Source organism: Gordonia phthalatica (assembly GCF_001305675.1).
Taxonomy (GTDB): domain Bacteria; phylum Actinomycetota; class Actinomycetes; order Mycobacteriales; family Mycobacteriaceae; genus Gordonia; species Gordonia phthalatica.
In genome coordinates, this window is the sequence record NZ_CP011853.1 from 1,297,764 (window position 1) to 1,312,636 (window position 14,873).

The 14,873-nt window shown below is 70.3% G+C and carries 12 protein-coding genes; 8 read left to right on the forward strand and 4 right to left on the reverse strand.

All coding sequences use genetic code 11. The features are described 5' to 3' along the window. The first annotated feature begins 34 nt into the window (after positions 1-34). A complete protein-coding gene (locus ACH46_RS06060; protein WP_082399432.1) occupies positions 35-988 on the forward strand; it encodes a 4-hydroxy-3-methylbut-2-enyl diphosphate reductase in 954 nt (317 codons plus the stop codon). A gap of 76 nt (positions 989-1,064) precedes the next feature. Here ACH46_RS06060 and mycP read toward each other — a convergent pair whose 3' ends face one another. Continuing rightward, positions 1,065-2,342 (reverse strand): type VII secretion-associated serine protease mycosin, encoded by a 1,278-nt coding sequence (gene mycP, locus ACH46_RS06065; RefSeq protein WP_062392126.1) that lies wholly within the window; start codon positions 2,340-2,342, stop codon positions 1,065-1,067. Next, the gene (gene eccD, locus ACH46_RS06070; RefSeq protein ID WP_082399434.1) at positions 2,342-3,787 is read right to left on the reverse strand and encodes a type VII secretion integral membrane protein EccD; all 1,446 of its coding nucleotides are present in this window, start codon (positions 3,785-3,787) and stop codon (positions 2,342-2,344) included. Before eccD ends, mycP begins: the two co-directional genes overlap by 1 nt. Before the next feature lie 205 nt (positions 3,788-3,992). On the opposite strand from eccD, the gene eccCa reads away from it, so the two are divergent. From eccCa to ACH46_RS06090, 4 genes are all read left to right on the forward strand, one after another. Beyond that, a complete protein-coding gene (gene eccCa / locus ACH46_RS06075) occupies positions 3,993-7,925 on the forward strand; it encodes a type VII secretion protein EccCa (protein ID WP_062392128.1) in 3,933 nt (1,310 codons plus the stop codon). Next, positions 7,922-9,106: a type VII secretion-associated protein gene (locus ACH46_RS06080; protein ID WP_062392129.1), complete on the forward strand. Its 1,185-nt coding sequence runs from the start codon at positions 7,922-7,924 to the stop codon at positions 9,104-9,106. Before eccCa ends, ACH46_RS06080 begins: the two co-directional genes overlap by 4 nt. A 120-nt stretch (positions 9,107-9,226) precedes the next feature. Beyond that, entirely contained in the window at positions 9,227-9,646 is a 420-nt protein-coding gene (locus ACH46_RS06085) for a hypothetical protein (protein ID WP_062392130.1), read from the forward strand. Positions 9,647-9,767: 121 nt separating this feature from the next. Continuing rightward, positions 9,768-11,009, forward strand: a complete 1,242-nt coding sequence (locus ACH46_RS06090) for a chloride channel protein (protein WP_062392131.1) — start codon at positions 9,768-9,770, stop codon at positions 11,007-11,009. Here the strand turns inward: ACH46_RS06090 and ACH46_RS06095 are convergent. Together ACH46_RS06095 and ACH46_RS06100 are read right to left on the reverse strand one after the other, a co-directional pair. Further along, positions 11,004-11,819, reverse strand: coding sequence for an SDR family NAD(P)-dependent oxidoreductase (locus ACH46_RS06095; protein WP_226995781.1), 816 nt, complete (start codon positions 11,817-11,819; stop codon positions 11,004-11,006). The two genes, ACH46_RS06090 and ACH46_RS06095, sit on opposite strands and share 6 nt — an antisense overlap. Beyond that, a complete protein-coding gene (locus ACH46_RS06100) occupies positions 11,816-12,346 on the reverse strand; it encodes a YceI family protein (RefSeq protein WP_062395043.1) in 531 nt (176 codons plus the stop codon). The genes ACH46_RS06095 and ACH46_RS06100 overlap by 4 nt, the downstream gene beginning before the upstream one ends. 186 nt (positions 12,347-12,532) lie before the next feature. On the opposite strand from ACH46_RS06100, the gene rplM reads away from it, so the two are divergent. From rplM to glmM, 3 genes are read left to right on the forward strand one after another with little or no spacing between them, the layout of a single operon-like run. Next, the gene (rplM, locus tag ACH46_RS06105) at positions 12,533-12,976 is read left to right on the forward strand and encodes a 50S ribosomal protein L13 (protein ID WP_062392132.1); all 444 of its coding nucleotides are present in this window, start codon (positions 12,533-12,535) and stop codon (positions 12,974-12,976) included. Continuing rightward, a complete protein-coding gene (gene rpsI, locus ACH46_RS06110) occupies positions 12,973-13,494 on the forward strand; it encodes a 30S ribosomal protein S9 (RefSeq protein ID WP_082399437.1) in 522 nt (173 codons plus the stop codon). The genes rplM and rpsI overlap by 4 nt, the downstream gene beginning before the upstream one ends. Before the next feature lie 14 nt (positions 13,495-13,508). Continuing rightward, the gene (gene glmM, locus ACH46_RS06115) at positions 13,509-14,837 is read left to right on the forward strand and encodes a phosphoglucosamine mutase (protein WP_062392133.1); all 1,329 of its coding nucleotides are present in this window, start codon (positions 13,509-13,511) and stop codon (positions 14,835-14,837) included. Positions 14,838-14,873: the final 36 nt, after the last annotated feature.

Consider the following 14,873-nt stretch of genomic DNA (forward strand, 5'->3'; position numbering starts at 1 on the left):
GTAAATACTGTCTCACAGACGTACGCTGGGGCTCATGGCTGATAGTAAGCGCGTCCTTCTCGCGTCGCCCCGTGGTTATTGTGCAGGCGTCGACCGGGCCGTGGAAACAGTCGAGCGGACACTCGACAAGCACGGTGCCCCGGTTTACGTCCGAAAGGAGATCGTCCACAACCGTCACGTGGTCGAGACCCTGCAGGAGCGGGGTGCGATCTTCGTCGACGAGACCGACCAGGTTCCCGAGGGTGCCATCGTCGTCTTCTCCGCCCACGGCGTCTCGCCCGAGGTCCACAAGACCGCGGAGGAGCGACAGCTCCGCACCATCGACGCCACCTGCCCGCTGGTGACCAAGGTGCACCAGGAGGCCAAGCGTTTCGCACGCGACGACTACGACATCATCCTCATCGGTCACGAGGGCCACGAGGAGGTCGAGGGCACCGCGGGCGAGGCTCCGCGGCACATCCAGGTGGTCGACGGTCCCGACGCGGTGGACGACGTGCAGGTGCGCGACGAGTCGCGCGTCATCTGGCTGTCGCAGACCACCCTGTCGGTCGACGAGACCATGGAGACCGTCCACCGGCTCCGCGAGCGGTTCCCGCTGCTGAACGACCCTCCGTCGGACGACATCTGCTACGCCACCCAGAACCGTCAGGTGGCGGTGAAGGCGCTGGCCCCGGAATGCGATCTGGTGATCGTCGTCGGCTCCCAGAACTCCTCGAACTCGCAGCGACTGGTGGAGGTGGCCCTGCAGAACGGTGCGCAGGCGTCGTACCTGGTCGACTACGCCCGCGATATCGACCTCGCGTGGCTCGACGGCGTCACCACCGTCGGCGTCACGTCCGGTGCGTCGGTGCCCGAGGTGCTGGTCCGCGGCGTCCTGGACCTGTTGGCCGAGCACGGCTACGAGGACGTCCAGTCCGTCACCACCGCGCAGGAGACCCTGACCTTCGCGCTCCCGCGCGAGCTGCGTCCTGCGCGCGTCACGCGCTGACCCGAACTCACGCGAAATTCTCGGCCCCCGAATCCGCCTCACAGGTGGATTCGGGGGCCCAGAATTTTACTCCGGGTCAGTTCGCGGCGCGACGACGTCCGATCAGCCACATCGCGACGAGCGCCGCGGCGGCGAACCCGAAACCGCCGACCACCAGGGGCAGGCCGGTGTCGGGCGGGGTGTCGGGCTCCGGCGGCGTCATGCGGTGATCGCCGGGAACGATCGGATCCGCGACGGGAGGCGGCTCGATCGCGAGTGCGGCCACCGGGTCGATGACGCCGCTTCCGACCGACGCGTCGTGTCCGCCACCGTGGGCGGTCGCCACGATCTGCGCGATCACCTCGGAGGCTGACGCCCGCGGGTAGCGGGATCGGATCAGGGCGGCCAACCCGGAAACATAGGGGGCCGCGTAACTGGTGCCGGCGAGCGGGGCGGTGCCCGCGGTGGTGCGCAGGGCATCGACCAGGTGGGCTCCGCCCGGCCGTGGGGCCACGCTGACCACATCGGTGCCGGGTGCGGCGACGCCCACCCACGGTCCGCGGAGGCTGAAGTCGGCGGGAGATCCGGTGGCGTCGACCGCACCCACGGCCAGGACCAGCGGGGCCAGTCGGGCGGGCGTCACCGAGGTCTTGAGCGAGGTGACGGGTGAGGTGGCCGCACCCGACGGATTCTGCTCGCGGCACGCGGTGGAGTCGGTGAGGTTGCCCGCGGCGACAACGACCACCGCATCACGCTGCCGGGCACGGGAGAGGGCGGCGGTCAGTTCTGCATCGCCGGTGGTGTCGCCCGGGGCGGTGCACGCCACCTCGGAGATGTTGATGACGCGCGCGTCGAGGTCGACGGCTCGGTCGATGGCGGTGGCGAGGGTGGCGAGCGGACCGTAGCCCGCGCCGACCACGGCGTCGTCCCGTCCCCGGCGGACCCTGCTGAACGCGCCGCTCGACTGACGGATGGAGATGACGGTGGCGTCCGGGGCGACGCCGACGAAGTCGTCGCCGGGCGAGCGTTGCGCGGCGATGATCCCGGCGACCAGGGTGCCGTGCGCGTCGCAGTCCGACAGGCCGTCGCCGTCGCCGACGTAGTCTCCGCCGGCCACGAGTCGCGGCAGTCGCGGATGCGGGTTCACGCCGGTGTCGATGACGGCCACCCTGACACTCGATCCGGTGCTGAACCGGTGGGCGGCCGCGAGGTCGAGAAGGCGGTGGCCCGGCGGTGCCGCGGTCGACGTCGCACCCACGGCGACGGCGCATTTCGCCCGTTGTTCGGTCGGCTCGGGAGGTGCGGCTGTCGCGGAGCCGGGCGCATGGCACAGCAGGAGCACGGCCGCGGCGGCGGCCGCGTGCAGTCGTCGCATCACAGCTGCCGGACCGCCCGATACACGTCGAGCACCCACAGCAGGAGCGGAAGCAGTGCGATGAGCACCGAGTACTCGAGAATCTCCGCCGCTCGCACAGCCGGGGGCGAGTAGTCGCCGTCGGCGGCGACAGTCCCGAGCAGCAGGGCTCCACCACCGATGCCGAGCACGACCAGGAAGACGGTGAAGGGACTCGGCCCACCGGCGTTCAGCAGCAGGGCGAGCGTCGCGGCGATCCCCGCCACGGCGGATCCGGCCACGAGGATCGCCGACTGAGTGCGATCCGCGTGGGTCCGGCCCCGGGCGGCGAGTCCGCCGACGACGCACGTGCCGAGGAGCAGGACGGTCGTCGACGGGTCGCCCGTGGCCGCGAGCACCGTCGTCGCGGTCCCCGCAGCGACGACCGCACCGGCGAGAAGGCCGGTGAGGACCGAGGACGCGGTCGCCGCGCGACGGGCCAGCGACTGCATGTCGCCGAGCGCGAGGTCGGCGATCGTGCCGAGCGGGTCGCGGTCGGTGAGGCGGAGCGCATCGACGCCGTCGACGGGGAAGGGTTCGGAGTCCGCGGTCAGATCCGGGGCGATGGTCGGCACGGCCGGCAGCGGAAGCCGTCCGAAGGCGATGGACAAGCGCGGTGCCAGGAGGACCGTGCCGACAGCCAGCACAGCCACGACCGCGGCGATGTCGGCGACCGGACGCGACCACAGGGCGGCGAGGGTCCCGGCGAGCGCAGACAGGGCCGCGAGTGTCGCGATGGCGACGTGGACCGCGAGTGCGCGTCCGGCGGTCCGCAGGCCGATCACGGCCACCGTCCCGGCGGCTGTCGCCGCGACCGCCGATCGGGCGGGACCACCGACGTCCGGCACGACCACCGCGGCGGCCAGCGCCGCCAGGATGCACGCGCCGATCGACGCGGCGCCTGCTGTCCGGGCGTCGATCCGGAGGCGCCGACCGGCGAGTGCGATCGTGAGGAGCAGGACCGATCCGACCGCGGACACCGTCAGCACCGGAACCCGGTCGGTGTCCGCCGCGAGTAGGCCCGCGGGGACCGCGGCGAGGAGGCCGAGCAGCAGGATCGCGTAGCCGATCCAGCGCGACGAGTCCGCCGACCAGCCTTCGCGGTCGCGGCGAAGAGCCGTCGCGACACCGTCCGCGACGTCGTCGACCAGCGGGGAGTGCGAACCTGAGCGGGCGGCGCGGATCAGGAGGAGATCGCCGTCGAGGACGGCGGCCTGTGCGAGGGTCTCGCTCGGTGCGAGTCGGGTTCCGTCGACACGCGAGAGCGCCCACGTCGCGGCGTCGCTGTCATCCGAAATCCGGAGTGCAGCCAGCAGATCGGGCATCAGAGCTGCGATCGGCGCATGAACGGGGAGGCCCGCATCGAGTTGCGCGACGCGGCTCAGAATCGAGACCCGAACCAGATCGGGTTCCATGGAAACAGTCATTCGGTGAACCTTCCCCCAAGGTCGTCAGAAACGCGTTCGCCGCCGTGGTGCAGGGGCGACTGGCGTCGACCTAATCACGCTCGGATCCGACCAGTGGCCAAAACGCTGAAATCAGTCATTCGGAAAAGACGAAACGAAATGTCTGATAGAAACTCAGGCAATCGTCGCGGTCTCGGGCGACTGATGATGACCTGGGGGAGTTCGAATGGGAAGTGCAACTGTCGGTTTCACGCGTCGGCCGCGTGTCGCCGCGCCGGAAGCGACCGAAGGCGAAGTGGAGTTGACGTCGCCGCCCGAACTGTCGCGGGCGGTGCCTGCGAGCATGGTGATCCGACTGCTGCCGGTGGTGATGGTCGTGGCTGTCGTCGGCATGGTCGGAATGATGATCGTGACCGGCGGTGCCGGAGCGCTCGCCAATCCGCTGTTCATGATGTTCCCGCTGATGATGGTGATGTCGATGGTCGGCATGTTCGCGTCGGGCGGTCGCGGCGGTCCCGAGCGTGCGGCCGAACTCAACGAGACTCGCAAGGACTACCTCCGGCACCTCGGCCAGCTGCGTGAGTCGGTCACCGACACGGCGGCCGATCAGCGAGCGGCGGCGTGGTGGACGCATCCCGATCCGGACGCGCTGCTCGGCTTCGTCGGCGGCAGAAGAATGTGGGAGCGACGGATGTCCGACGGCGACTTCGGGCACGTGCGGGTGGGGCTCGGCAGCCACCGCCTGGCGACGGCGCTCGTCCCGCCTGAGACACCGCCGGGCGACGACCTGGAGCCGGTCTCGGCGGTCGCGCTGCGCCGATTCGCCGCCGCGCACGCCGCCGTCGACGACCTCCCGACCGCGGTCGCCCTCCGCGGCTTCCCCGCGGTCGACATCGGCGGACCGCGCACCCCGGTGCACGGACTGCTGCGGGCAGTGCTCTGCCAACTCGCGGTGTTTCACGGCCCCGATCACCTGCGGATCGCGGTGGTGGTCGACGACCCGCTCGACCGTGCCTGGGACTGGATCAAGTGGCTGCCGCACGCCGGACACCCGACTCGCCGTGACGGAGTCGGGGCCGCCCGCATGGTCTATCCGACGCTGTCGGCGCTCGCCGCGGACCTGAACGACGACCTCGCCGACCGAGTCGGATTCAGCCGGACCGCGGACTCGCAGGCGTCGTCGCACCTGGTGGTGGTCGTCGACACCGATGCCGTCGACGTGGAGGACGAACTGATCGGCGGCGCCGGGCTCGACGGTGTCACCGTCATCGGCATCGGTGACGCGCCCAGCCCGCTGGCCGCGCAACGCGGCCTGCAGCTGGTCGTCGTCGGCGATCGGATCGCGGCGCGCACCGCGGCGGGTCTGGAGGAGTTCGCCATCGTCGACCGTCTCGGTCCGGCGGAGGCCACGGCGATCGCCCGTCGCCTCGCGCGGTATCGGGTGGCGTCGTTCGACGCGCTGCTGGACCTGGACACCCCGCTGGTCGCCGGGGACCCGGGCCTGCCCGCCCTCCTCGGCATCCCCGACGCCGGGCGGTTCACCCCGCAGGAGGGCTGGCGCGGCCGCACCGGCCGAGACCGCCTCCGTGTCCCGATCGGCTACACACCCGAGGGGACGCCGGTGCACCTGGACCTGAAGGAGAGCGCCCACGGCGGCATGGGGCCGCACGGACTGTGCATCGGGGCCACCGGGAGTGGGAAGTCCGAACTACTGCGCACCCTGGTCCTCGCCCTCATCGCCACCCATTCGCCGGACGAACTCAACCTCGTCCTGGTCGACTTCAAGGGAGGCGCCACCTTCCTGGGACTTGAACGCAGTCGACACGTCGCGGCGATCATCACCAACCTCGAGCAGGAACTGGCGATGGTCGACCGCATGGCCGACGCCCTGTCCGGTGAACTGAACCGCCGCCAGGAACTGCTGCGGGCCGCGGGCAACTTCGCCAATGTCACCGACTACGAGGCGGCTCGGCTGGCGGGCGCCCCGCTCGATCCGCTGCCCGCGCTGTTCATCGTCGTCGACGAGTTCTCCGAACTGCTCGCACAGAAGCCCGAGTTCGCCGACCTGTTCGTCGCCATCGGACGGCTGGGCCGATCACTGCACGTCCACCTGCTCCTCGCCTCGCAGCGATTGGAGGAGGGACGCCTCCGCGGCCTCGACAGTCACCTCTCGTACCGCATCGGCTTGAAGACGTTCTCCGCCAACGAGTCCCGCACCGTGCTCGGCGTTCCCGACGCCTACCACCTGCCGAGCTCGCCGGGCGCCGCCTACTTGAAGTGCGACTCCGCGACGCCCACCCGGTTCAACACCTGCTTCGTCTCCGGCCGCTACCGGCCGCCGACGACGCTGGACGGCGCCGTCGGGGCGCTGTCGGGGGCCGCTGCCGTTCCGGTTCCGTTCACCACCGCCGACGTTCCCGTCCCCGACATCGAGGAGACCGTCGTCGAGCCGACGGACGAGACGGTGGGCAGCACCGTGCTGGAGACGATGGTCGACGCGATCGCAGGCCACGGACGACACCCGCATCAGGTGTGGTTGCCGCCGCTGGAGGCCGCGGTCACCCTCGACGCGCTGGCCTCCGGACCCGCGGGCGGAGCGCTGCGAATCCCGTACGGCACCGTCGACCGGCCGTACGAACAGCGCCGGGACACCGCCTGGCTCGACGTCGCCGGGGCCGGTGGGCACGTCGCGATCGTCGGCGGCCCGCAGGCGGGGAAGTCGACGACCCTCCGCACCCTGATCAGCAGTGCCGCGCTGACTCACGCACCGGAGCAGGTGCAGTTCTACGGCTTCGATTTCGGCGGCGGCACACTGAGCGCATTGACCGGGCTGCCGCATGTCGGGGCGATTGCGGCGAAGACCGACGTCGACACCATCCGCCGGACCCTCGCCGAGATCGAGGGCGTCGTCGCCGCGCGCGAGAAGGTGTTCGCCGACCACGGCATCGAATCCATGCGCGAGTACCGAGCGGCGCGAGCGGCCGGCCGCTTCGCAGATGACCGGCACGGCGACGTCTTCCTCGTCATCGACGGCATCGGCGTGCTGCGCGCCGACTTCGAGGCCCTTGAGGACCGAGTCAACGCCCTGGTCTCCGGCGGCCTCGCCTACGGCGTCCACGTCGTCGTCACGGCGGCGCGGTGGGGCGAGATCCGCCCGGCGATGAAGGACCTGATGGGAGGTCGGATCGAGCTCCGCCTCGGGGACGCCCTCGACTCCGAGATGGGACGACGCGCCGCCGCGGGTGTTCCCGTCGGCCGTCCCGGGCGGGGCCTCACCGCTGAGGAGAAGCATCTGCTGGTGGCGCTGCCGCGGATCGACGGTGTCGCGGACGCCGGCAGCGTGTCGGCGGGGACCGCGGCCCTCGTCACCGCCGTCGCCGAACGATTCCCCGGTCGAGCGGCGCCGCGCGTGCGGACGCTGCCGCCGACGGTCGACGCCGCCGATCTGGACTCGGTGCCGGTCGCCGGTCGGGTCCCGTTGGGTCTGTCGGAGACCGACCTCGGCCCGTGGCTGCTCGATTTCGACGCCGAGCCGCACCTGTTGATCTTCTCCGACGTGGAGTCGGGCAAGACCGAGACCCTGCGCACGGTGGTCCGCGGGCTGGTCGCCGGCGGTGAATCCGACGCGGTGAAAGTGGTCCTCGTCGACTACCGACGCGGTCTGCTGGGTGAGGTGCCGGAGGAGTACCTCGGCGGCTACGCGAGTTCGGATCGCACAGCCAGACCGATGATGGCGCAGCTCGCCGACGTCCTCTCCGCGCGACTGCCGGGCGAGGACGTGACTGCGCAGCAACTCCGGGATCGGTCGTGGTGGGCGGGACCGACGGTGTATCTGGTGGTCGACGACTACGACCTCGTCTCCACCTCCTCGGGCAATCCGTTGCTGCCGCTGGTCGAGCTGCTCGGACACGGCCGGGACATCGGCTTCCGGATGATCGTGACCCGACGCTCCGGCGGTCTCGGGCGCGCCCTGTTCGATCCGGTGATCGCGACCCTGCGCGACCTCTCGTGCGACGTCCTGCTGATGAACGGCGACCCCGACGAAGGCTACGTGGTCGGTAGACACCGCATGCAACGACTGCCCGCGGGTCGCGGCGAACTCATCTCCCGCAATCACCCGCCGGTCGTCGTGCAGGTGGCGATCGGGGAGCGGGCATGACCGCGCCGCTCCTCGACCTCGGTTACGGCCGCGTCGACTGCGGTGATCAGGTCCTCGACGTGACGCCGATGCTCGAAGAGATCGACTCGGCATCGCGACGCGGCGTCGCACGGAGGACCTTCGGCGCCCTCGTCCGACGATGCGCGGGAGCCGGGACGGTGACGGTGCCGACCGTGTGGGGACCGGTTCGAACCGGATCGATGATGGCCGAACTGCACGGTGCCGGTTTCGTCGGCGCACCGGTGCCGCGGGCCGTGGCGATCGCCGCGTCGCACGCCGATGCCGCGGCCGCGCGAGTGGTGGTCGTGGAGACCGGGCTCCTGCCTGCGACCGGTGGCCATTGGAGTGCGCACCTCGTCGAACGGCGCGGTGACCGGTGGGATCTCGGTCGCGGGGAGGTGACGCTGCCGACCGAGATCCCCACCGATCCGGGGTGGGCGCGGCTCCTCGAGTACGCGGCCGCAGTCTTCGTCGACGGCCCCGATCGGGAGTCCGTCGGGCGCGCGGTGGACGTGCTGTCCGCGTCGTTCGGCGTGCGCGGGGTCGTCGTGGACCGCACCGTCCTTGTGGCGTTCGGCGGCAGGACCCGTGCTGCGACCGGGGCCGATCTGCTGGCGGGGCTCGCGGCGCCGCCCGCCGCGAAACCGAGACGCAGCACACGGGTGCCCGCCGCGGTGGCGGGCGCGCTGCTGCTCGCGACGTCGGGCGCTGCGGCCTGGACCCACTGGCCACGCGAGACATCCCCCGCACAGCAGACCGCGCAGGTGGGACAGGCGGAGCTGACGGTGCCCGGGGCGTGGCTTCGTACCGATCAAGGGAGTGAGGTCCGCGGCGGCGACCGCGCGGTGTTCGCAGCCCCCGACGACGGTCGCCGACTCATCGTCGTGGTCTCCGCGTTGCGGTCAGGTTCCACACCGACGTCGGTGGCGGAGAGCCTGCGGAATCGGATCGCGCAGCGGGGCGACGACGTCGTCGCGGAGTTCTCCGAGAACCTCGACTACGCGGGCCGACGCGTCATCGGCTACCGCGAGAACCCGGCGTCCGGCGCGCCCGTCGCCTGGTACGTCACCGTCGACGGCGGCACCCAGGTCAGCATCGGCTGTCAGGAGGGGACGGGGGAGGAATCGGTGGAGGCCGCGTGCCGCGGGGCGGTCGGATCGGTGCGGGTGACCGTGCTCTGACCGGGTGCCGGCGGCACCGGTGACTCGAATCCGGGCCGGTCCGCAGGCAGCGGTCGCGGGGCAGCCCGAAACGCCCGGAGTGATAGCGTTTCGCATAATCCATCGAGAGAAGAATCGGGCATGAAGTTCTATCGAATCAACGAGTCCGCCACCGCGAATGCCGAGAGCACCGCGCTCAACGACGCCGGCCAGACGATCGCGGCGACCTTCACGTTCGATCGGACCATCAGCCGAGAACTGATGGGTAAGAACGGCATCTTCGGGGTCACGCGCGCGGTCGCCGACGAGTTCACGTCGCACGGCTTCACCGGCTTCGAGATCGGTCAGGCCGAGTGCGCAGTGTCGGAGGAAGCGGAGGACTCACAGTCGGTGTCGCCGCCCGACCTCGTGCTCTTCAACGTCGTCGGCAAGTTCCTGCACGACGACTTCGCGATCGGTCCGTTGAACCTGGTGACGGCGTCCGAGCGGGCCTACGAGCTGATGACGGAGCGAGATCCCGAAACCGCCACCTGGGCGACGGAGATCCGCGTCGACCAGTAGTCGACGCCGAGCGCCGCGACTGTGACACACACCCGAACGTGTTCGCCGCGAACCGCCGCGCCGTAACGTCAAGGTCCGCATGCGAGGAGGACCTCGTTCGAGACGACGCGAAGGGCCATCGATGAGCACCGCAAGCAGACTGGCTGAACTCCGGGCACTCCTCGTCACCGTCGCGGCGGGTGCCGGCGCCGGTCTGGTCGCGGTGCTGACCTACCAGGCGATGCTGGCACTGCAGCGGCTGGTGTGGACCACCGGAGCCGACGGCGAGGACGTCGGACCGTGGCGGATCGCGATCACGATCCTGATCGGCGGCGCGTTGCTGATTCTCCTCGGCAGGTTCGGTCGGTCCGAATCCGTCGACGAACTGCTCGCCGCCGCGGAATCACCGAGATCGGAGGCGTCACGGCAGATCATCGTCACCGCACTCGTGGCGATCGTCGCCATCGCCTTCGGCGGATCGGTCGGTCCCGAGGCGGGGCTCCTGGCGGTGGTCGCACAGTGCGCGGCGATCGTGTCGCGGGTCATCGCTCGCACTGAGGCCCGGGCGCGGGAGATCTCACGTGCCGGCGTGGCCGGTGCACTGTCCGGCTTCTACGGGGCACCGCCCGCGGCCGTCGCGATCGACGGCGACCAACTCCCCGCCAGCAGACTCATGTCGTTCATCGCAGGCATCGCGGGCTTCTTCGTCTTCCTCTCGGTGTCGCGCAGCGTCTTCGGGAACAGCGGCGTACCCGAGCTCCCGCTGCCGGCAGGCACCGACGGTGCGGACTGGATGCTGATCGTCCCGGCGCTGATCGCCTGCGGTTTCGGCCTCGCGTTCCGGGTCCTGCACTATCACGCGGAACGACTCGCCGCCCGCATCGCGACGCCCTGGCAGGTCACGGCCATCGGCACGGTCGCGTTCGCCGCCGTCGCCGTCGCGTTCCCCCTGGTGCGCTTCTCCGGACACCACGAACTGACCCTGCTGCCCGAGATGTTCGGCGACGGCGACGCCTCGGAGATCTGGACCGTCGCGATCGCGAAGGTCGTGGCGCTGGTCCTGTGCTTGACGGCGGGCTGGCGCGGCGGGGAGGCCTTCCCGCTGATCTTCATCGGTGGACTCGTCGGCGCCGGAACCGCCCTCGCGTTACCGGGTCTCGACCCGGCGGCCGCAGTCGTCGCAGCCATGGCCGCCGCACTCGCGGTCGGCTGGAGAAGGCCGCTCGCGTCGCTGCTCGTGCTGGTCCTCGTCCTCGACACCGGCTATGCGCTGGCACTGCTCATCGGCGTGGGCTTGGGCGCCATCGTCGATCGGGCGACGACGATGGACGACCGCCCGGACGATGCCTCCGTCGCCGATTCCCGCACGGGCGCGCCGTCATGATCGATACGCGAACCCGCCGACCTGAAGGTAGGAGACGCGGTCGGCCAGCGGAGCGCTGATCCGACCCAGCGTCCGGTAGACGTGCGCGTCCTTGCCGATGACCGACGACGCGCGCCCCTTCATCGTCACGCGGATCATCTTCTTCGCGGCTTTCCGCGGCGACATGGCGAAGGCCTTGGCGAGCGGAACCGGAATACCCATGCTCTCGGCACTGCCGCGAACGATGTCGGTCCAGATGGTTCCCGGGATCACCGTCGTCGCGGTCACCGTGGGGGACAGGCGGCGAAGGTCCTGGGCCAGACCGAAACCGAAATATGCGACGGCGGCTTTGGACGCGCCGTACACGGCTGCGCCGGGAACCGGGACGATCGCCGACAGACTCGACGTCAACATGACGCGGCCGCCGTCGGGGCGCGCGACGAGATGGGGGAGGAAGGCCTGCGTCATCGCGACCGTGCCCCGGAAGTTGACGGTCATCAACCGGTCGATGCGCTCGGGCGTCACGTCGAGGGTCGTCTCGACGGGCTGGGCGATGCCCGCGATGTTGAACAGGCCGTCGACGGCTCCGTGCGCGTCGATCACCGTCTGCGGGAACGCGGCGACCGCGTCGGCGTCCGCGATATCGAGGACGTGGGTCGTGATTCGACTGCCGGCGACGTCCGCGGTCTCGGTCAGACCCGCGGCATTGATATCGACGGCGGCGACGGTCGCACCCTGCGCCACCAACTCCAGAGCCACCTGCCGACCGATGCCGTTGCCTGCACCGGTCACCACGAACACCTTGCCCTCGGGCAGCATCGTCGCATTCATCGGGAGATCGTAGCCTCCACCGCGACGACCACTTCGTCGGCCACCTTCAGCGCACCCATCATCAGCGAGTACGGCTTGACGCCGAAGTCGGTCTGCCTGACCGGCGATTCGCCGGAGACGGTGGCACCATCGGACGTGACCTCGACGGTGTGGGGGCGGGACATGCCGCAGATCGTAAGCGTGCCGACGAGACGGTAGCCGCCGTCGGCGGCGGTCACGTCGTCCGCAGTGAAGGTGATCTCGCCGAACTTCGACGCCTTCAACGACTTCAACGCGTTCAGGCGGGCGACGCCGCGCTCCGGTGCGGTCATCGGGGTCAGCCCGCCTTCGCCGGAGAGCACCTGGAGGGACTCGACGTCAACGGCTACGCGGACCGCGGACGGCGCGTCGTCGGTGTAGGAGATCGCGGCGGCCCACCGGTCGAAGCCGATGACGAGACGGTGCCCGGTGCGGGCGGCCTTGCCGGTGACTCCGGTGCGGATGGTGAGCGCGCCGTGGTCGGGACCGAGTTCTACCTGTCGACTCATGACGCCCACGATACGGCCCGGGGCGTCGGCCGCGTCGCGCACGTTTTGACCGAGCACCGTTGAGCCGCGTAACCTGGATCGCTGGTGCGCTCGCCATTGCCGAGCCTCCGGGTCCCCACTGGTCGCCGGAGGAGAACTCCGCGGGCGTTCCTGACCAGCAGCAAACGAACACTAGTGAGGACTACTGTGCCTACCTACACCCCGAAGGCGGGTGACGTCACCCGCCAGTGGTACGTCATCGACGCCACTGACGTGGTGCTCGGCCGCCTCGCCGTTGCGAGCGCCAACCTGCTCCGCGGCAAGGGCAAGCCCACCTACGCCCCGCACGTCGACGGCGGCGACTACGTCATCATCATCAACGCGGAGAAGGTCGCCGTCAGCGGCAACAAGCTGACCGACAAGCGTCTCTACCGTCATTCGGGTCACCCGGGTGGCCTGAAGTCCCAGAGCATCGGTGAGCTCCTCGCCACCAAGCCGGAGCGCGTCATCGAGAGCGCCGTCAAGGGCATGCTCCCCAAGAACAAGCTGGGCAACGCCATCGGCGGCAAGCTCAAGGTCTACGCGGGCGCTGACCACCCGCACGCCGCGCAGAAGCCGGTCAACTACGAGATCAAGCAGGTGGCCCAGTGAGCGACAACAACCTGAACGACGTCGACGTCGAGGTCATCGAAGACGAGACGCTGAGCGAAGACGGCAGCTACACCACCGAGTCGGCCGAGGTCGTCGAGACCGAGACCAGCTCGCGCGGTCCCGTCGTCCTCGACGCCCCGGTGCAGACCGTCGGCCGCCGCAAGGAGGCCATCGTCCGCGTCCGCCTGGTGCCCGGCACCGGTGAGTTCACCCTCAACGGCCGCACCCTCGAGGACTACTTCCCGAACAAGGTCCACCAGCAGCTCATCAAGGCTCCGCTGGTGACCGTCGAGCGCACCGACGCCTTCGACATCCACGCACGCCTCACCGGCGGCGGCCCCTCGGGTCAGGCAGGCGCACTGCGTCTGGCCATCGCCCGCGGCCTCATCGAGGTCAGCCCCGAGGATCGCCCGGCCCTGAAGAAGGCAGGCTTCCTGACCCGCGACGCTCGCGCCGTGGAGCGCAAGAAGTACGGCTTGAAGAAGGCCCGCAAGGCTTCGCAGTACAGCAAGCGCTGATCGCTTCGGATACTGTGGCTCGCCTTTTCGGCACCGACGGCGTCCGAGGCCGGGCCAACGACCAGCTCACCCCCGAGCTGGCGTTGGCTCTGGCCTCGGCCGCCGTTTCCGTTCTCGGTGCACATACGCAAACTCGTCCCCGCGTCGTCGTCGGCCGCGATCCGCGCGCTTCCGGTGAACTCCTGGAAGCCGCGCTCTGCGCAGGCCTGGCCGCAGCGGGCGCCGACGCCATCCGCGTCGGCGTGGTGCCCACGCCCGCCGTGGCCTTCCTGACCGCCGATTACCGCGCCGACTTCGGCGTGATGATCTCCGCGTCGCACAATCCCATGCCCGACAACGGCATCAAGTTCTTCGCCGCAGGCGGTCACAAACTGGCCGACGACGTCGAAGATCAGATCGAAGCCGCGATGGAGGCCGAGCAGGTCCGTCCGATCGGTGCGGCCGTCGGCCGGATCGTCGACGCGACCGACGCCGCCGACCGCTACCTGGAGCATCTGGCCCAGGCCGTCCCGTCCTCTCTCGAAGGCCTGACGCTGGTCGTCGACTGCGCGCACGGTGCGGCGTCGGTCGTCGGCCCGCGGGCCTACGAGGCAGCGGGTGCCAAGGTCATCGCCATCCACGCGGATCCCGACGGTCTCAACATCAACGACGACTGCGGGTCCACGCACATGGACAAGCTGCAGGCCGCCGTCCTGCAGCACGGTGCCGACCTGGGCCTGGCCCACGACGGCGACGCCGACCGCTGCCTGGCGGTGGACTCCACCGGCGCGATCGTCGACGGTGACATGATCATGGCCGTCCTCGCCCTCGCGATGCACGAGTCCGGCGACCTCACCGACGACGTCCTCGTGGCGACCGTCATGAGCAACCTGGGTCTGCATCTGGCGATGAAGGCGGCGGGCATCGAGCTCAAGGTGACCGGTGTCGGTGACCGCTATGTCCTCGAAGAGCTGCGCGCGGGCGGCTACGCCCTCGGCGGCGAGCAGTCCGGCCACATCGTGATCCCGGCCGTCGGCACCACCGGTGACGGCGTGCTGACCGGTCTGCTCCTCGCGTCGCGCGTCGCGTCGACCGGCAAGCGGCTCGCCGAGCTCGCCGGCGTGATGACCGTGCTCCCGCAGGAGTTGATCAACGTGCCCGTCTCCGACAAGCACGCGGTCTCCGCCGCGGCGACGGTCCTCGCGGCCGTCGCGGAAGCCGAGACCGAACTCGACGGGCAGGGCCGGATCCTGCTGCGCCCCTCGGGAACCGAGCAGCTCGTCCGCGTGATGGTGGAGGCGCAGACCCCCGAGTCCGCGCGTGGCATCGCCGAGCGCGTGGCCGCGGTGGTCGCGAACGTCTGACCGCCGATCGCTTCATTCATGACGACTTCGCCCTCG